Below are 14,173 nucleotides of genomic sequence, written 5' to 3'. Positions count from 1 at the left end.
TTAATTCTCTGTTTCAGAAGGGTAATTTACCTTAATCGCAAGAACCGCCGGATCCTTCCTCCCCTTGACCCATATCAAGCTTTTTCCATGCCCTGGCAGTGGGCCCGGCCCATCGGGGTGGTTAGCATGTTACCCACCGGCGGCAAGCGGAATCATCAAGGGAACCCGCCCGTGTCGCCGAGCCGCTTCCGCCCTCGCTAGAAGGAAAAGCCAATGACAGCTTCCATCCGCCTCAAGCACGCCACGCTGCTCGCCGGCAGCACCCTGGCGCTGGCCATCGCCTCGGCCTCCCACGCCATCGACTTCGAAGTGGGTGACACCACCGCCAGCATCTACGGCTATGCCAAGCTGGACATGATCTACGACGTCGACAACGAGCTCGGCGATCTGGCCGCACGACCACGCATCCTGATCGACGGCCAGGAAGGTAGCGACGGCCATTTCAATATGCACGCTTACCAGAGCCGCCTGGGCTTCAAGAGCGCCACTCCCATGGGTGGCAGCAAGCTGACCACCATGGTCGAAGTCGACTGGTTCGATAACGCTCCGGAGGGCGGCGACCTGCGCCTGCGCCACGCCTTCGGCAGCTGGAACGGCATCCTGGCGGGCAAGACCTGGACCAACTTCGGCAGCCTGCTGGGCAAGACCCCGACCATCGACCTGGCGCCCCAACCGGGCCAGAGCAAGGTGGGCCGCAAGGCGCAGCTGCGCTACTCCTTCAACAACTGGCATATCGCCCTGGAGAATCCGGATCCGGAAGACTACAAGGATGGCGTAGCGGTCAACTGGCTAAACCCGAAAGGGGTCGAGCACCCACGAGGCGTTTATAGCGAACACGAGTCAGGCAAGACCGGCCTGCCCGATCTGACCCTGCGCTACCAGAACCAGGCCGCCGGCCTGCACTACTCCGCCTCGGCCATGGCTCGCCAACTGGAAGTCGAAGAGGTCAACGGCGTCGATGACAGCGCCACCGGCTATGGCCTCAACCTGGCGGCCCGCTACCCCGCTACCGAGGCGCTGACCCTGCGTGGCGCGCTGACCTGGGGCGACGGCATCGGCGAATATATGCAGAACAACCCTTCGGCGCCGGGCTACTGGGATGGAAGCAATATCGAGACCGTCGAGGCCTGGGGCGCCAATGTCGGCATGAGCCTGGCCGCCGGTCCGGGTGCCATCAACCTGGGCTACGGTATCTCCCAGGCTGACCTGGATGATGCCCGCGACGCCGGCATCGCCGGGGTGGAGGGCGCCAACGAGCAGTTCGAGGCGGTGCACCTGAACTACATCTGGTCGCCGATCCAGCGCGTCAGCTACGGCATCGAAGCCGCCTACCATACCCGTGAGGTGGTCGACGGCCGCGACGGCGATGCGGTACGCCTGCAGGGGATGGTCAAGTACAGCTTCTGAGCTGTCGGATGACGGCCCGATGATGACGGCCTGAACAGAAGAGAAGGTTCGATCGATTGCGCCCCGGCCAGAGACTGGCCGGGGCTTTTTGGTGGTCCCGATCGAACCGAGGGATGCGGGACCTGAGGGTCGAGCCTTAGCGGCGATCCAGCTGGCGCACCTCGAGCTCGTAGTTATTGACGCCGCTCATCGCCCCGCCGAACTTCTGGCCATTGACCCGGATGGTGTAGCGCCCCGGCTCCAACTCGGTGCGCAGGTCGATGTCACCATCGAAGCCCTCGCCGGCATCGCTTGCCACCACGCGCCCTTGCTCGTCCACCACCTCGGCCTCGATGCGGTAGGTGCCCTCGTTACCGGGGAAGGTGGAGGTAGCGATGGCCACGGTACCCGCTTCCAGCACCTCGAAGCTCAGCACCTCGCCGCGGGCACGGATCTTCACATCGGTGACGATCCGCTCGAAGCCCTTGTCGGGCTCGGGCGCTGAGGCCGCGGAGGCATCGCTCTCGGCAGTGGTTGCCTGGCTATCGGAAGAGTCTGTAACCGGCGTAGCAGGCTCGGCTGCCGATGGCTGGGCATCTGCCTGAGCCGGCTGCGACGCCTCGGCGGACTCGCTGGCTGCAGGCGCGGCGATGGCGGCCACCACATCCGGGCGGCGCACGAAGGCGCTGCGGCCTCCCTCGCGGCTGGTGCCGGTAAAGGCGATCCCCTCGCCGGCCGAAACGTCTTCGTCCACATCCAGGCCGGAGACACTCACCGAGAAGCTGTTGCCGCCGCGCCGCACGGTCCCGAACTTGTTGCCCTGCACCTGCAGCACATAGTCACCCGGCTCGAGGCGCTGCTGGAAGCTCAGGCCGCCATTCTGGCCAAGCCCTTCGGCGCGAGCGATGATCTGCCCCTGGTCATCGAGCAGCAGCGCCTCGATACGATACTCCTCGGACTCCCCAACCGGTACCCGACTCTGGAAACGATAGGTACCGGCCTCCTTGACGGTAAAGTCGTGCTCCTGCACGCCCCCATAGAGGAAGCTGCGGCTGCGGGCATCGGTATCGGCCTGCAGAAAGCCGGTCAGGTCGAGCTGCTTGCCGGATTCGCGGAAGCGATCCTGCGTCTCGCTGGCCAGCGCCTGGGAGCCGGCCAGGGCGAGCCCCAGACTTAGCAGGCCGGCGGTCACGATAGGCTTGTTCATGGAACCTCGCTTGGTCATGCCGGTAATAAAAAAGCCGACCCCGGAGGATCGGCTTTCGATGTCGAAACCCATCGGGGCAGGGTCAGGCCCTGCGACCGACTGATTTAGAACATGTAGACCGCGCCAACGGCGACGCCGTCTTTCTCATCATCTTCGCGATCGTACCAGGCACCCTCGATAAAGGTGTACATGGCATCGGAGATGTTATAGGTGGCGCCGAGCACGACTTCGTTGTAGCTTTCACCACCGTCGTTCGGGTAGTCACCGTCGTTGATGGCGCTGTCGGCGGTACCCAGGAAGGTGTCGCCACCCACGTCCACATACTGGTAGGCACCGTAGATGTCACCCATGCCGTAGCCGTAGCGGGCACCCAGGCCATAGTAGTTGACATCTTCGATATCGTCGCTGTCATCAGCGAAGCGCTCGAGCTTCAGGGCAACACGCAGAGTATCGACGGTATACTGAGCGGTGATGCCGTACTGCTCACCTGCCTTGTAGTCGATAGTTTCACCTGCGTCAAGATCAAATCCAGAGTCTTTGTTTTGAGCAGGAGCGTAGGTACCGTCATTGTTATCGAGGTTGTCGTAGACAGCCGCGATGGAGAAGGCACCGGCGGTGTACTTCAGGCCACCGAAGGCGGAAGCGTTGCTGGAGGTGGAGTAGTTCTCGTCCTCGGCATCACCCTCGAACTGGGTACCGATAGCAAACTGGAAGCCGGAGAGAGACGGAGAGGTGTAGGCGACCTTGTTACCTTCACGGTTCTCGATGCCCAGAATGTTCTGGTTCGAGTCGGAAACATCGAAGAACTCGTTGTTGGTGATCGGATCCTGGATCCAGTCATCGATCAGCGGATCCCAGGAACCCAGGCGCACATCACCGAAGTTGCCTTTCAGACCCATATAGGCCTGGTCGCCGGTGTCGAGGCCGCCAGCGGTCTTGGCCTCGTCGGCGTCGTGCTCGAACTCGGCCTTGAAGTAGCCGGTCAGGCCACGGCTGATCATATGCTCGCCGGAGAAACCAAGGGTGGAACCGTTATCGGCCAGCGCATCCTTGGAATCGTCACCCTTGTCTACGTTGTAGTAGGCAATCTGGATGTTGCCATACAGGTCCAGCTTGGTGCCGTCCTGGTTATAAACAGTGGCGGCCTGGGCGCCGGAGGCAACCATGGCACCGGCAATAGCAGTCGCTAACAGTGTCTTTTTCATGATGATGTTCCTTTGACTAGCAGTCTGTTTCGATCGTTTGTTGCCGACCGCTCTTGGGCGATTCGGCGGGCCTGGCCGGTCTGCGCCGGTTCGTCGCGGCTGACCTCCTCGCGGAGAGCGCCGATGCGAGCCGACTTCGGCGAAGCCTTGTTATATTCCAATGCTCGCAGGAGGAACTCTATACCGGGCTATGGGGGAACGCAAGAAGAAAAAACACTGTTTTCCTACGCACCGCTCCCACCACTCGGAACTTTTCGTTAACTGCGCAAACACTCGCCTCACGGCGATTGCTGCATGATGCCTTGCCGATATGACGAACACAAGTCAACGCCCACCAACGCCGTTCGATAACGGCATGGCGAGCGTTGAACATTGAAAAAAGGCTTTCCTGGCAGGGTGTTAGCGGCCGTTATGCTTGGCGAGCAGGGCCGAGAGTTTCTCTTCCATGGTGGCGGGTGCCGGCTCGGCACGCTCGCGGACGGGCCCGGCGCTGGCGCCCTTCCCCTGCGACGAGGGGCTGCCCTTCGCGCCATCCTTCGGCTTGCCGTGGGCTCGGTCCTGAGACCCTGCCTTGGCCGGCTTGCCGCGCTCTTTGTGGTTATGGCGCTCGTTCTGGCGCCCCGGGTGCTTGCGGCCCTGAGCGTTCCGCTTCTCGCCCTGCAGGCGGTCGAGCTTGCGGTGGGCGTGATCGGCCGACTGGGCATCCACCTTGCCGGCGGGCTGGCCGTCGAGATCGATGCGCTCGGCGTCCTCGCGCACCGCCTTGAGGTAGCGCGGCAGGTTGACGTAGCAGGCCAGCGCGCGGCGCACCAGCTTCTCGGGCCAGGGCTCGCGGCTGGCCAGCACCTCGTGGATGCCGACCATCAGCGGACGGGTATGGCCCTTGAAGAAGGCCGCGGGATAGCGCTTGTACCATTCGTCGAGCAGCGCCTGGGGCGAGGGAGCCTCGCCGATGGGCAGGGAATCCTGGTGGGCGCTTGGCGATTCAGGCGAGCCCTCGGCGCCAGCGGAGGTGGCCTGATCGCCAACAGATCGGGTTTCCACAGGGGATGAGACACCCTTGGCGACAGCATCCGGTCCAGCAGCGGCACTCTTATCGCCGATGAATCGGGCTCCCACGGAGGCTTCCGAGGCAGGTGCCGGCGCGGGCCGCCGGCCGATGAGCGCCGAGAGCCCCTGGGAGCGACGCCCGGGGCGGAAGCCGCCCTCGGCGGGCTCGCCGCCGGCCAGGCGTTCGTGGAGATGGCGGTTGTGGGCCTCCAGCTCACTGTTCTGCTCGTCGAGCTCGCGATTCTCCTCCATGAGCTCGCGGCGCACCTCGTCGAGTTCCAGGCGTGCGGCTTCGGCCTCGGCCAGTTGCCGCTCCAGTTCGGCGAGGCGCTGGGCCAGCTCGCCCTGCACGGCCTCGGCGTGGCGGCGCGCCTCGCGCTCGAGGGCCAGGTGCTCCAGCAGCGATCGGGTGCGCCCATCCAGGGCGTCCAGCAGCGAGTGTACGCGTTGCTCGGCCAAACCGGTCTCCTCCCGCAAGCTCTGTGATACAGGCATCGCCTTCAAGTCTGTGCCAGATGCGTGCCCATGACAAATGTCTTCAGGCGCCGACACCCTCGCGGCGTTAACCCTCGCGACGACGATACTCGACGAAGTCGTAGGCGGGCTGCCCCTCGGCGGGAGTACCCGGGAAGCGCTGGACCTCCTCCCACTCGGCGGGATCGATCTCGGGGAAGGAGGCATCGCCCTCCACCTCGATATCCACCTCGGTGAGATAGAGGCGGCTGGAGTGAGGCAGCGCCTGGGCGTAGATCTCGGCGCCGCCCATCACCATGATCTCCTCGACGCCATCGATGATCGCCTGCTGGTCGGCCAGGATCAGGGCGGAGGGCAGGTCGTGGCAGACCCGCACGCCGTCGTGGGCGAACCCGGTGTCGCGGGTGACCACGATATTGAGCCGCCCGGGCAGCGGCCGGCCGATGGACTGGAAGGTCTTACGCCCCATCACCAGCGGCTTGGCCTGGGTCATGCGCTTGAAGAACTTGAGGTCCTCGGGCAGGTACCAGGGCAGCTGGTTATCGACGCCGATCACCCGCCGACGATCCATGGCGGCGATCATGGCGACTGGAATGAGGGTGTCATCGCTCAGGGGGTCTGACTGGTTCATACCGCCACCTCGGCCTTGATATGCGGATGGGGATCGTAGCCTTCGATGGCGATATGCTCGATGCCAAAGGCGAACAGGTCATCGATGCTCGGGTCGAGCACCAGCCGGGGTGCCGGGCGCGGGGTGCGAGACAGCTGCTCCTCGGCTTGCTCCAGATGGTTCAGGTAGAGGTGGGCATCACCCAGGGTGTGGATGAATTCGCCGGGTTCGAGACCCGCCACCTGGGCGATCATCTGGGTCAGCAGCGCGTAGCTGGCGATATTGAAGGGCACCCCCAGGAAGATGTCGGCGCTGCGCTGGTAGAGCTGGCAGGAGAGCCGCCCCTCGGCTACGTAGAACTGGAACAGGCAGTGGCACGGCGGCAACTGCATCTCGTCGACCTGGGCGGGATTCCAGGCGGAGACGATCAGCCGCCGCGAGCGGGGATTCACCCGCAGCTGTTCGAGCAGACCCGCGATCTGGTCGACATGGCCGCCGCGCGGATCGGGCCAGCTACGCCACTGGTAGCCGTAGATCGGGCCGAGGTCGCCGTTCTCGTCGGCCCACTCGTCCCAGATCCGCACGCCATGCTCCTTGAGGTAGGCGATATTGGTGTCGCCGGCCAGGAACCACAGCAGCTCGTGGAAGATCGAGCGGGTGTGCAGCTTCTTGGTGGTCAGCAGCGGGAAGCCACGCGCCAGATCGAAGCGCATCTGGTGGCCGAAGATCGAGCGCGTGCCCACCCCGGTGCGGTCATCGCGCTCGACGCCGTGGTCGAGCACCTGGCGCATCAGGTCGAGGTAGGGCTGTTCCAGGGCGGGCAGGGTTTCGTCGGTCACGGCAACACCGGGGCTGGCGGATGGGAGGCGGATTCTACCCGAACTCAGCCGGGTTGTTGACCAGGGAGCACCAACTCCCCAGGCAACGGGGCATCCAGCGACATGCGTTCTCCGGCGTAGGAGCGGACGTGATTGTAGGTCGCCATCAGCATCAAGGAATAGTCTCGCGCCTCCCGCAGGGCATCGGCGAAGGCATCGGGTTCCTGCATGTATTCATGCACCAGCTGATTTCGCAGCTTACGTGCCGCCAGCCAGGCTTCGGTACTTTCCAGCACACCGAGTCGCTCAGCCCGATTGAGGTTTTCGATCTGGCTACCCACACGCTCGGCCAGACTCTGCAGCCAGCGTGGGATCAGTTTGTCGGCGATGGTGTCCTGCATGCGGCTATAGCGGGAAACAAATGCCTCCAGGCGAATGGCATCATCCGGACGCTGATCGAGAGTTGCGACCCAGTCACTGCTTGGCCCCTGGCCCCCTTCGAACAGGGTGTGCCAACTGTAGGCCAAGTGGTTGCCTTCACGCTGGACGATGTCCAGCGTCCACAGGAAGCGTTCGATGGGCAGTAGCTGCTCGTTCATAACACCTGTGCCGTTTTCATTGCGTGCCGATGGACGGGATTCAGAGACGTAGTTGGGTCTACCACCAGGATGTCGATGGGTTGGTCGCCAAGACGGAGCTGCAAGCGCGCCGTGAGGGTCAGCATCTTCTGCATCTTGTCCTCGATGCTAGCCGTACTTTCTACCAGAAGGTCGATATCCCCTCCCCTCGCGCTGTCGTTGAGTCGCGACCCGAACAGCTTGACGCTGACGTCATCACCAAACACCTCATGGGCGGCCTGCTTGATGATGACAACTTGTTCGTCGGTCAGTCGCATACATCACCTCTTGCTTCGTATCACACTCGAGCATCGACGGGCTGGCGGCGCGACCAGGCGATCAGCGCCAGGCCACCGGCAATCATCGGCAGCGTCAGCAGCATGCCCATGGTGAACCAGCCGAAGGCCAGGTAGCCGATATGGGCATCCGGCAGGCGGTAGAACTCGACCAGGAAGCGGAAGGCACCATAGAGTGCGAGGAAGAGTCCCGAAGCCAGGCCACGGCGGCGCGGGGTGGCGGTGACGAACCACAACACCACGAACAGCACCGCGCCCTCCAGCAGCGCCTCGTAGAGCGAGCTGGGGTGACGCGGCTCGGGCCCGAGGCCGGGGAACGGCATGCCCCAGGGCATCTCGGTCACGCGGCCCGGCAGCTCGCGGTTGATGAAGTTGCCGATGCGCCCGGCCCCCAGGCCGATGGGCACCAGCGGGGCGACAAAGTCGGTGAGGGTCAGGAAGGCCAGCTGCTTCTTCCTGGCGAACCACCAGGCCGCGACCAGCACGCCGAGCAGGCCACCGTGGAAGCTCATGCCGCCATCCCACACCCGCACGATCCACAGTGGATCGGCCAGCCACTGGTCGAGGCCATAGAAGAGCGCATAGCCCAGCCGGCCGCCCAGCACCACGCCCAGGGCGGCGTAGAACAGCAGGTCGCCGATATCGTCGGGGGAAAGCCCGATACGTGCGGCGCGACGACGCCCCAGGAACCAGGCGGCGACGAAGCCCACCACATACATCAGGCCATACCAGTGCACCTGGAAGGGGCCCAGGGAGATCGCCACGGGGTCAATATCGGGATAGCTGAGCATGCGAGTCCTTATATAGCCGTAGGCCGCGTAGAATTTAGCCACCAATACTGACGGCAATGGGTTTTTTCTTAAAGCTTATAGCTTACAGCTTAAAGCTAAAGAACGAAGGTAAGCCCCACACCGGCCAACAGGGCGGCGAAGGCCAGGCGCAGCACCCTGGCCGGCAGGCGATGGGCGAGCCACACCCCGAGGCGGGCACAGGGAACACTGGCAAGCACGATACCCGCGAGGGCCGGCGACATCACGAAGCCCGCGGCACCGGGAGGCAGCAGCGCATTGCCCCAACCCAGCACCATGAAGGTGGCCGCCCCGAACAGGGCGATGGGAATGCCGCAGGCGGCGGAGGTACCCACGGCCTGGGTCAGCGGCGCGCCACAACGGGTCAGCCAGGGCACGCAGAGGGTGCCACCGCCGATGCCGAACAGCGCCGAGACACCGCCGATCACCCCGCCGGCGGCGGCCATCACCGCCCGTCCCGGCGCCATGCTGCCGGGGCGCGGCCCGCGGGAGAGCGCCATGCGCACCGCCATCACCAGCACGAAGATACCGAACAGGGTGCCGAGACTGCCCGCGGAGAGCCCGTCGGCGACGAATACCCCGGCCACGGCCCCCAGCAGCAGCCCGGGCAACAGCGACAGGAACCACTGACGATGGATGCTGCCGCGGCGGTAATGGCCCCAGGCCGAGGAGGCGCCGGTGACCACGATGGTGGCAAGCGACGTGCCCACCGCCAGGTGCATGGTGACCTCCGCGGGCACGCCCTGCAGGCCGAAGGCGAAGACCAGCGCCGGCACGATGATCAGCCCGCCACCCACACCGAACAGGCCGGCCAGTGTCCCGGCGACGGCACCCAACGCCAGGTAGCCGATGAAGACCAGCAGCAGGCTCATGGGGTGCCGGCCTCCACCAGGCGCTCGGGCAGCCAGCGGGTGACCCGTTCGACCAATTCCTGGGGGCGATAGGGCTTGGCCAGGAAGTCGTCCAGCCCGGCCTCGGCGAAGCGCCGGCGGTCAGCATCGCTGGCATTGGCGGTCAGCGCCACCAGTACGCTGCCGGCGGCGAGGCTCCGAGTGCGCTCATGCTCGCGCCAGCGGCGGCTCGCCTCCATGCCGTCCATGCCCTCCATGAAGATATCCATCAGCACCAGGTCGAAGTGCTCCTGCTCCTGCAGGGCCAGGGCCTCGGCCCCCGATGTCACGGCGGTGACCTCGAGCCCCTCGCGCTCCAGCACCTGCCGCGCCAGCATCAGGTTGACCGGGCCATCGTCGACGATCAGCACCCGCCCCGGGCGCTCGGCCGGACGCGGCGACGGCGGCTCGCGCTCACCGGCCAGCCCCTCGAGCAGCTCGCCAAGGTCGGCAAGACGCTCGCGCAGCTCACTGGCCATGCGCAGACCGGCCTCCGGGGTCGGCGCCTGCTCGCCGGCCAGCTGATCGATACGCAGGCGTAGCCGCTGCAGTTCGCGGCCCATCAGGGTCAGGTAGTCCGACTTGAGCCGCGACTCCTCGCGGGCCCTTTCACGCCCGGCCGCCAGACGAGAGAGCCGCTGCTCACGGTGCGCGAGGTCGTCTTCCAGGTCGCGCACCTGCCGACGCAGCCGCTCCTCGGTCACCGAGGGCTCGGCAACCGAGTCCTGCACCATTCGGCGTCGCTCGGGGGCCTCGGCGGGCGGCTCGGCCTGCGGGTCGCGCCGCCAGCAGCTGGGCTGCAGCACCACCAGTATCAGGTTGAGGCTGGCCACCAGCAGCAGCACCATCAGCCAGGCAGCCGACCCGCCGGTGTGGAACAGCAGGAGACCGCCACCGGCCAGCAGCAGGAGCAGCTGGACCAGCAGCGCCATCACGATGAGTGTTGGAAGGCGCCGGGCGCGCCTCGACTCGTCTCGCATCCGTCATCCTTGGCCGTTAACGAGGTAGCGCTCGAGTGTACGCCGGCTCACGGGCGCTGTCATCGCGGGCGCTTCCCCGCCCGGCAGCGAGCCGCTAAGCTGGCCGCATGTGCCTGATTGCCTTCGACCACCGCCCCGGTAGCGCCTGGCCCCTGCGCCTGGTCGCCAACCGCGACGAGTTCCACGCCCGCCCCGCCGCGCCGCTGGCCGCCTGGGACGATGCCCCCGAGATCATCGGCGGGCGCGATCTGGAGGCCGGCGGCACCTGGCTGGCGGTGCACTGCCGCGGCCGCTTCGCGGCGGTGACCAACGTGCGCGATCCCGAGCAGCGTGTGCCCGATGGCGCACCGAGCCGCGGCGGCCTGGTCCATGATGCCCTCACCCACCCCGACCTGCCTGCCTGGCTGGCCCGGCTGGAACGCAGCGAGGCACTGCGCTATGCCGGCTTCAACCTGCTGGCGGGCGACGGCGAACGGATGTGGCACCTGCACCGCGGCAGGCAAGGCGCCGCGCTCCGCGAGGTGCCGCCCGGTATCCACGGCCTCTCCAACGCCGCCCTCGATACGCCCTGGCCGAAGCTGATCGACGCCCGCCAGGGCCTGGCCAGCGCCCTTCACCATGGCCGCTGGCCGGATGACGCCCTGGCGGCGATGGCCGATCCGCACCTCGCCGATGACCACGCCCTGCCGGATACCGGCGTGGGGCTCGAACTGGAGCGCACCCTCTCCTCCCCCTTTATCATCGGCGAGCAGTACGGCACCCGCGCCATGACCTGGCTGAGCTGGCACGCCAGCGGGGACATGGAGATCGGCGAGCGACGCTTCGGGCCGGGGGGCGTGGCGCTGGGGGAGACAAGGCTCAGCGTGTAGGGGCGCAGATTCTGCGCGATACGAATGCCACCACGCTTAGAGGATCGCGATAGCACCACCCAACGGTGCCAATCCTCATCGCCGATAAATCGCGCTCCTACGGCAACGAGGCCGGGTCAATCCCTCGGTGGCAACAGGTGGGCAAGATCCCACTCGGCCATGCGGGCATCGAGGTGGCGGCGCACCTCCCCGGGGGAGTCGAGGCGCAGGGTCTGGTCGACCAGTTGCTGGGCGTCCGACAGCGACACGCGGCGAATGGCGGCGCGCACCCGCGGCAGGCTGGGGGCATTCATGGAGAGGGCGCCGAAACCCATGCCCATCAGCAGCAGCGCGCCGGCCGGGTCACCGGCGAGCTCGCCACACACCGAGACCGGCATGTCGAGGCGCCGCGATTCGCTGGCCAGGGTGGCCATGGCGGAGAGCACCGCCGGGTGGCAGGCGTCGTAGAGGTCGGCGACCCGTGGGTTGTTGCGATCCACCGCCAGCAGGTACTGAGTCAGGTCATTGCTGCCCACCGAGAAGAAGTCGGCCCGCTCGGCCAGGGCATCGAGCTGGTAGAGGGTCGCCGGCACCTCGATCATCACCCCCACCTTGGGACGCGGCACCACCACGCCCTCCTCGCCCAGTTCGACGATGGCGCGCTCGAGCAGGCGCTGGGCGGCGTCGACCTCGTCGACATTGGTGATCATGGGCAGCAGCACCTGCAGGTTGTCGAGCCCCTGGGAGGCACGTAGCATGGCGCGCAGCTGCACCATCAGCACCTCGGGATGGTCGAGGGTCACGCGAATGCCGCGCCAGCCGAGGAAGGGGTTGGCCTCCTCGATGGGAAAGTAGGGAAGGTCCTTGTCGCCGCCGATATCCAGGGTGCGCATCACCACCGGCAGCGGCGCGAAGCTCTCGAGCTGGTCGCGGTAGAGGCGGGTCTGCTCCTGCTCGCCGGGGAAGCGCTCGGTGACCATGAAGGGCACCTCGGTACGGTAGAGCCCCACTCCGCTGATACGTGGCTTGAGCGAGGCCACCGCGTCCACCGCCAGGCCGGTGTTGACCATCAGCGGCATGTCGTAACCGTCCGGCGTGCGGCTGGGCAGGTGCTGCTCGTGCTCGAGCACCTCGGCCAGCGCCTCCTCCTCGGCGATCATGCTGGCGTAGTGGGTCAGCAGCTCCTGGCCGGGGCGGATGAACAGCCGCCCACGGTGGCCGTCGAGGATCAACTGTGAACCGGAGAGCCGCGGCAACGGCAGGTCGACCATGCCCAGGACCGTGGGGATGCCCATGGCCCGGGCCAGGATCGCCACGTGGGAGGTACTGGAACCGCGCACCGAGACCAGGCCGACCAGTTTGTCGCGGGGTACCTCGCCAAGCAGCGCGACGCTCAGCTCGTCGCCTACCAGGATGGTGCGCTCGGGATAGACGCTGGGGGTCTGGGGGGTCTCCTCCTGAAGATGGGCCAGCACCCGCCGGCCCAGGTCTCGCACGTCGGCGGAGCGCTCGCGCAGGTAGTCGTCGTCGACCCGCTCCAGGTACTGCACGTGGCGCTTGACCACATCGGCCAGGGCCCCCGGCGCCCACTGCCCCTCGCGGATGCGCTTCTCCACTTCCTGGGAAAGTGCCGCCTCGCTGAGCATCTGCTGGTAGACCTCGAACAACGCCAGCTCCTGGGCGGAGATGCGGTTGGCAAGGCGGGCACCGGCGGCACGGATCTCCTCTCGCACGCGACCGATCGCCTCCTTGAGGCGGGTGATCTCGTAGTCGACATCAGTCGGGATCAGGTCGGGCACGCTGTCGAGGTCGGCGGGCGGAGTGATCACCACCGCTTCACCGATGGCCATTCCCGGCGAGGCCGCCACGCCCTTGAACTGCACCTGGCCCTCCAGACTCGGGCGGGTCAGGTTACCGGTGGCCAGGGCATGGGCCAGCACGCCGCCGAGCTGGGCGGCCATGGTGACCAGAAAGGCCTCGTCCTCCTCCCCGTAGCGACGCTTCTCGGCCTGCTGTACCACGAGCACGCCGAGCATGCGGCGCTGGTGGATGATGGGTACCCCGAGGAAGCTGGAGTAGCGCTCTTCGCCGGTGGATTCGAAGTAGCGGAACTGGGGATGCGCCTGGGCATCCTCCAGGTTGAGCGGCTCCTCGCGCCTGGCCACCAGGCCCACCAGGCCCTCGCCGATGGGCAGGGTCACCTGCCCCACCGCCTGGCTGCGCAGGCCGATGGTCTCCATCAGCACCAGGCGGTCGATCTCCTCGTCGAACAGGTAGAAGGAGCAGACGTCGGTCTGCATCGCCTTGCGAATGCGGCGCACCATGGTGGAGAGCGCCGCGTCCAGGCTGCGGGCCCCGTTGACTTCCTGGATGATGCGGCGCAAGACCTCGAGCATGTCGAGCGGGTATCCCTGTTGTCGTTGGACGTTGTTGTGGGTGACGCGCGGCTAGCCGTGCCCCAGCGCCAGGCGCTGGGCGCGCGGCGAGAGCTCCTTCAGGGCGCGGCGATAGACCTCACGCTTGAAGGGCACCACCTGCGCCAGTGGATACCAGTAGCTGACCCAGCGCCAGCCGTCGAACTCCGGCTTCTCGGAGATATCCATGCAGATCTGGCTCTCCTGGCAGCGGATCCGGAGCAGGAACCACTTCTGTTTCTGGCCGATACACACCGGCCGGGAATGCGTGCGAATCATGCGTCGTGGCAAGCGGTAGCGCAGCCACCCCCGGGTGCAGGCAAGAACCTCGACATCACCGGCCGTCAGGCCGATCTCCTCATGGAGCTCTCGAAATAGCGCCTGTTTGGGTGTCTCGTCAGCCTTGATGCCTCCCTGGGGAAACTGCCACGCATTCTGCCCTACCCGACGCGCCCAAAGCAGCTGCCCCTGGTCGTTGGCGATGATGATGCCAACGTTGGGGCGAAAGCCGTCAGCGTCGATCACGGACTTCACCTTGTTGAATCCAGTATTGCAGCCATTCTTCCACA

The 14,173-nt window shown here is 66.0% G+C and carries 14 protein-coding genes; 2 read left to right on the top strand and 12 right to left on the bottom strand.

What is annotated here, in order from left to right; genetic code table 11:
• Positions 1 to 213: 213 nt before the first annotated feature.
• Positions 214 to 1,407 carry a hypothetical protein gene (locus GRB96_RS06785; RefSeq protein WP_161431427.1) on the top strand — a complete coding sequence of 398 codons (1,194 nt, stop codon included), beginning with the start codon at positions 214 to 216 and terminating at the stop codon, positions 1,405 to 1,407.
• A gap of 136 nt (positions 1,408 to 1,543) precedes the next feature.
• Here the strand turns inward: GRB96_RS06785 and GRB96_RS06780 are convergent, their stop codons facing one another.
• The 10 genes from GRB96_RS06780 to GRB96_RS06735 form a co-directional block, all read right to left on the bottom strand.
• A complete protein-coding gene (locus tag GRB96_RS06780) occupies positions 1,544 to 2,593 on the bottom strand; it encodes a hypothetical protein (RefSeq protein WP_161431426.1) in 1,050 nt (349 codons plus the stop codon).
• Positions 2,594 to 2,697: 104 nt separating this feature from the next.
• Complete coding sequence (locus GRB96_RS06775; RefSeq protein ID WP_161431425.1) at positions 2,698 to 3,798, bottom strand: porin; 1,101 nt, start codon at positions 3,796 to 3,798, stop codon at positions 2,698 to 2,700.
• A 399-nt stretch (positions 3,799 to 4,197) separates the two neighbouring features.
• Positions 4,198 to 5,307, bottom strand: coding sequence for a ProQ/FINO family protein (locus GRB96_RS06770; RefSeq protein ID WP_240894138.1), 1,110 nt, complete (start codon positions 5,305 to 5,307; stop codon positions 4,198 to 4,200).
• A 103-nt stretch (positions 5,308 to 5,410) separates the two neighbouring features.
• Positions 5,411 to 5,953: a dihydrofolate reductase gene (locus tag GRB96_RS06765; RefSeq protein WP_161431424.1), complete on the bottom strand. Its 543-nt coding sequence runs from the start codon at positions 5,951 to 5,953 to the stop codon at positions 5,411 to 5,413.
• Positions 5,950 to 6,723: a thymidylate synthase gene (locus tag GRB96_RS06760; protein WP_240894232.1), complete on the bottom strand. Its 774-nt coding sequence runs from the start codon at positions 6,721 to 6,723 to the stop codon at positions 5,950 to 5,952. The genes GRB96_RS06765 and GRB96_RS06760 overlap by 4 nt, the downstream gene beginning before the upstream one ends.
• Before the next feature lie 92 nt (positions 6,724 to 6,815).
• Positions 6,816 to 7,349, bottom strand: coding sequence for a hypothetical protein (locus tag GRB96_RS06755; protein ID WP_161431422.1), 534 nt, complete (start codon positions 7,347 to 7,349; stop codon positions 6,816 to 6,818).
• Positions 7,346 to 7,645 (bottom strand): nucleotidyltransferase domain-containing protein, encoded by a 300-nt coding sequence (locus GRB96_RS06750; protein WP_161431421.1) that lies wholly within the window; start codon positions 7,643 to 7,645, stop codon positions 7,346 to 7,348. The genes GRB96_RS06755 and GRB96_RS06750 overlap by 4 nt, the downstream gene beginning before the upstream one ends.
• Before the next feature lie 20 nt (positions 7,646 to 7,665).
• Positions 7,666 to 8,454: a prolipoprotein diacylglyceryl transferase gene (gene lgt, locus GRB96_RS06745; RefSeq protein WP_161431420.1), complete on the bottom strand. Its 789-nt coding sequence runs from the start codon at positions 8,452 to 8,454 to the stop codon at positions 7,666 to 7,668.
• A gap of 95 nt (positions 8,455 to 8,549) precedes the next feature.
• Positions 8,550 to 9,344 carry a sulfite exporter TauE/SafE family protein gene (locus GRB96_RS06740; RefSeq protein ID WP_161431419.1) on the bottom strand — a complete coding sequence of 265 codons (795 nt, stop codon included), beginning with the start codon at positions 9,342 to 9,344 and terminating at the stop codon, positions 8,550 to 8,552.
• Positions 9,341 to 10,342 carry a response regulator gene (locus tag GRB96_RS06735; protein ID WP_161431418.1) on the bottom strand — a complete coding sequence of 334 codons (1,002 nt, stop codon included), beginning with the start codon at positions 10,340 to 10,342 and terminating at the stop codon, positions 9,341 to 9,343. Before GRB96_RS06735 ends, GRB96_RS06740 begins: the two co-directional genes overlap by 4 nt.
• 107 nt (positions 10,343 to 10,449) lie before the next feature.
• On the opposite strand from GRB96_RS06735, the gene GRB96_RS06730 reads away from it, so the two are divergent.
• A complete protein-coding gene (locus tag GRB96_RS06730) occupies positions 10,450 to 11,211 on the top strand; it encodes an NRDE family protein (RefSeq protein WP_161431417.1) in 762 nt (253 codons plus the stop codon).
• A gap of 116 nt (positions 11,212 to 11,327) precedes the next feature.
• Here GRB96_RS06730 and ptsP read toward each other — a convergent pair whose 3' ends face one another.
• Positions 11,328 to 13,586: a phosphoenolpyruvate--protein phosphotransferase gene (ptsP, locus tag GRB96_RS06725; RefSeq protein WP_161431416.1), complete on the bottom strand. Its 2,259-nt coding sequence runs from the start codon at positions 13,584 to 13,586 to the stop codon at positions 11,328 to 11,330.
• Between the two features lie 51 nt (positions 13,587 to 13,637).
• Positions 13,638 to 14,129, bottom strand: a complete 492-nt coding sequence (locus GRB96_RS06720; RefSeq protein ID WP_232911989.1) for an RNA pyrophosphohydrolase — start codon at positions 14,127 to 14,129, stop codon at positions 13,638 to 13,640.
• Between the last annotated feature and the right edge of the window lie 44 nt (positions 14,130 to 14,173).

This window comes from Halomonas alimentaria (assembly GCF_009902005.1).
In the GTDB taxonomy this organism is placed as follows: domain Bacteria; phylum Pseudomonadota; class Gammaproteobacteria; order Pseudomonadales; family Halomonadaceae; genus Halomonas; species Halomonas alimentaria.
This window is presented reverse-complemented; position numbering and strand designations above follow the sequence as displayed.

Excerpts from the sequence above, each read along its gene's own strand:
- GRB96_RS06785 (WP_161431427.1), top strand. The coding sequence starts at position 214 with ATGACAGCTTCCATCCGCCTCAAGCACGCCACGCTGCTCGCCGGCAGC.
- GRB96_RS06780 (WP_161431426.1), bottom strand. The coding sequence starts at position 2,593 with ATGAACAAGCCTATCGTGACCGCCGGCCTGCTAAGTCTGGGGCTCGCC.
- GRB96_RS06775 (WP_161431425.1), bottom strand. The coding sequence starts at position 3,798 with ATGAAAAAGACACTGTTAGCGACTGCTATTGCCGGTGCCATGGTTGCC.
- GRB96_RS06765 (WP_161431424.1), bottom strand. The coding sequence starts at position 5,953 with ATGAACCAGTCAGACCCCCTGAGCGATGACACCCTCATTCCAGTCGCC.
- GRB96_RS06760 (WP_240894232.1), bottom strand. The coding sequence starts at position 6,723 with ATGCGCCAGGTGCTCGACCACGGCGTCGAGCGCGATGACCGCACCGGG.
- GRB96_RS06755 (WP_161431422.1), bottom strand. The coding sequence starts at position 7,349 with ATGAACGAGCAGCTACTGCCCATCGAACGCTTCCTGTGGACGCTGGAC.
- GRB96_RS06750 (WP_161431421.1), bottom strand. The coding sequence starts at position 7,645 with ATGCGACTGACCGACGAACAAGTTGTCATCATCAAGCAGGCCGCCCAT.
- lgt (WP_161431420.1), bottom strand. The coding sequence starts at position 8,454 with ATGCTCAGCTATCCCGATATTGACCCCGTGGCGATCTCCCTGGGCCCC.
- GRB96_RS06740 (WP_161431419.1), bottom strand. The coding sequence starts at position 9,344 with ATGAGCCTGCTGCTGGTCTTCATCGGCTACCTGGCGTTGGGTGCCGTC.
- GRB96_RS06735 (WP_161431418.1), bottom strand. The coding sequence starts at position 10,342 with ATGCGAGACGAGTCGAGGCGCGCCCGGCGCCTTCCAACACTCATCGTG.
- GRB96_RS06730 (WP_161431417.1), top strand. The coding sequence starts at position 10,450 with ATGTGCCTGATTGCCTTCGACCACCGCCCCGGTAGCGCCTGGCCCCTG.
- ptsP (WP_161431416.1), bottom strand. The coding sequence starts at position 13,586 with ATGCTCGAGGTCTTGCGCCGCATCATCCAGGAAGTCAACGGGGCCCGC.